General features: G+C 70.0%; 3 protein-coding genes. All 3 read right to left on the bottom strand.

Annotation, left to right across the window (positions count from 1 at the left end; all coding sequences use genetic code 11):
• Positions 1 to 726, bottom strand: a 726-nt coding sequence (gene lipB, locus RJ1_RS37680) for a lipoyl(octanoyl) transferase LipB (protein WP_073368420.1), incomplete at its 3' end; no start/stop codon positions are given.
• A gap of 48 nt (positions 727 to 774) precedes the next feature.
• On the bottom strand, positions 775 to 1,665 hold the full coding sequence (locus RJ1_RS37675) for a TIGR01777 family oxidoreductase (RefSeq protein WP_073368418.1): 891 nt from the start codon (positions 1,663 to 1,665) through the stop codon (positions 775 to 777).
• A gap of 95 nt (positions 1,666 to 1,760) precedes the next feature.
• A partial coding sequence (gene sucB, locus RJ1_RS37670) for a 2-oxoglutarate dehydrogenase, E2 component, dihydrolipoamide succinyltransferase (RefSeq protein ID WP_073368415.1) occupies positions 1,761 to 2,790 on the bottom strand: 1,030 nt, incomplete at its 5' end.

The following is a 2,790-nucleotide window of genomic DNA, read 5'->3' as shown; positions in this document are numbered from 1 at the left end:
CGCGGCGGAGTCGAACGTGACCCGCTCGATGTCGTGTTCGGTGACCGGGAGGGTGCCGTCGAGCGCCGCGACGACGGCCGCCGTGACGGCGGGGGTGACCTCCTCGATCGTGATGTCGCGGCCCAGCTCCCGCGACAGCGACGTGACTCCGGCGTCGCGGATACCGCACGGGATGATCGCGTCGAACCCCGTCAGGACGGAATTGCAGTTGAGCGCGAAACCGTGCAGGGCGACACCGCGCTGCACCCGCACCCCGATGGCCGCCACCTTGCGTTCGGGCAGCCACTGCCCGTTGTCGAGGGACGCCGGCAGCCACACACCGGAGCGGCCGTCGACCCGGCCGCACTCGATGCCGAGGTCGGTGCACACGGTGATCAGCGCCTGCTCGAGCCTGCGGACGTACCGCACGACGTCGACCGGCTCGGCCAGCTTGACGATCGGGTACCCCACCAACTGTCCCGGACCGTGCCACGTGATCTTCCCGCCGCGGTCGACGTCGATGACGGGAGTGCCGTCGGCCGGCCGGTCCTCGGGTTCGGTCCGCCGTCCCGCGGTGTAGACGGCCGGGTGCTCGAGTAGCAGCAGAGTGTCGGCGCCCACGTTCTCCGCGCGGTCGGCCGCCAGCGCGCGCTGGCGGTCCCAGGCGTCGACGTACCCGATCCTGCCGAGGTGTTCGACGGAGATCGGTAGGGGGCTGAAACGGGCGGATTGTGTCGCGCTGCTCATGCGCTAGAGGTTACGCCCGGGCGGCCGCGTCACCACCGCGACCTGGCTTCACCGCACCAGGGCGGCGTCGAGAGCTTCGCCGATCGTGTTGTGCCGGAACCGGAATCCCGTGTTCTCGAGCACCGTGGGTATCGCGCGCTGCCCGGCCAGGATGCCTTCCTGCGCGAACTCTCCCACCAACGCGGTCAGTGCGAACCGGGGAACGATCCACGGTGCGGGGCGGTGCAGCGTCCGCGAGACCGCGCCGTTGAACTGTGCGTTGGTGACAGGCGCCGGGCCGGTGATGTTCACGGGTCCGGCCACGTCGCCGCGGGTGAGTACGAACTTGATCGCATCGATCTCGTCCTCCAACGAGATCCACGACAAGTACTGGCGGCCGTTGCCGAGCCGCCCTCCGAGCCCGAACGAGTACAGGGTCTTCAGCCGGCCGAGCAGGCCGCCGTGCGGTGAGAGGACGATGCCGCTCCGCAACAGAACGGTCCGGACCTTCGAATTGCCGGCGGGGGCGGTCGCGGCCTCCCAGTCGCGACAGGTGTCCGCGAGGAAGCCCGTCCCGGAGGGGGAGGTCTCGTCGACGACACGGCTGCCGGTGTCGCCGTAGTAGCCGACGGCGCTCGCGTTCACGAACACAGGCACCCCGGCGTCGGCGACGGCTTCCGCCAGGACGTCGGTGGCGGCGATGCGGCTGTCCCGGATCAGTTGCTTGTACGCCCCGGTCCAGCGTTTGTCGCCGATCCCGACGCCGCACAGGTTCACGACGGCGTCGGCGTCCGACAGGATCCCCGTGTCGAGCCGGTCCTTTTGCGGATCCCAGCGCGACTCGTCGGGACCCGCGGACGATCGACGGACGAGACGCACGACGTCGTGGCCGTCGCCGCGGAGAGACGAGACGAGAGCGGTGCCAATCAGCCCGGAGGATCCGGCGATGACCACTCGCATGTGCAACAGCCTCCTTCACAGCGCAGGGGCACCATCCCTTCTGGAAATGGTGCCCCTGCGAAACTACGTTCGGCTCGAAGTCCGGTGACGGATCTTTAGAGACCCAGGTCGGCCTCGAACGATCCCTGCTCCAGACGCTGCTTGATCGTGGTCAGGAAGCGGCCGGCGTCGGCACCGTCGACGAGGCGGTGGTCGTAGGTTAGCGGCAGGTAGCACATCGAGCGGACGCCGATGCTTTCACTGCCGGACTCGTCGGTCACGACCACGGGACGCTTGACGATCGCGCCCGTTCCGAGCATCGCGGCCTGCGGCGGCACGAGGATCGGGGTGTCGAACAGGGCGCCCTGGCTGCCGATGTTCGTGATCGTGAACGTGCCACCGGACAGCTCGTCCGGCTTGAGCCCACCGGAGCGGGCGCGCTTGGCGATGTCCGCGATGGCGCGGGCCAGGCCGGCCAGCGACAGGTCTCCGGCGTTGTGGATGACCGGCGACAGCAGACCCTGGTCGGTGTCGACCGCGATGCCCAGGTGCTCGGCGTCGTAGTAGGTGATCTGCTTGTTCGCCTCGTCGTAGCTGGCGTTGACGTTCGGGTGCGACTTCAGCGCCTCGACGACGGCCTTCGCGAAGAACGGGAGGAACGTCAGCTTGACGCCCTCGCGCTCGAGGAAGGTGTTCTTGGCCTGCGCCCGGAGGGCCGCGATCCGGGTGACGTCGACCTCGAAGGTCTGGGTGAGCTGCGCCGTGCTCTGCAGCGACTCCCGCGTCTTGGTGGCGGTGATCTGACGGATCCGGTTGGCCTTCTGCGTGGTTCCGCGCAGGTGTGCCAGTTCGGGGCGGACCCCGGCGGATGCAGCTGCGGGAGCAGCGGCGGCGGCAGCGGCCGGTGCGGCAGCAGGCGCGGCAGCGGCGGCCGGTGCCTTCTTCGCCTCGGCAGCGGCCAGGACGTCCTGCTTGCGGATGCGGCCACCGACTCCGGTGCCCGTCACCGCCGACAGGTCGACGCTGTTGTCTGCGGCGAGCTTGCGCACCAGCGGGGTGACGTACGGGGTGCTGTCACCGGAGGTGGCCGCGGGAGCGGGTGCCGCGGCTGCGGGAGCCGGGGCGGACGCTGCGGGAGCGGCGGCC

Origin of the sequence: Rhodococcus jostii NBRC 16295 (assembly GCF_001894825.1) — a bacterium.
GTDB classification, from domain to species: domain Bacteria; phylum Actinomycetota; class Actinomycetes; order Mycobacteriales; family Mycobacteriaceae; genus Rhodococcus_F; species Rhodococcus_F jostii.
This window is presented reverse-complemented; position numbering and strand designations above follow the sequence as displayed.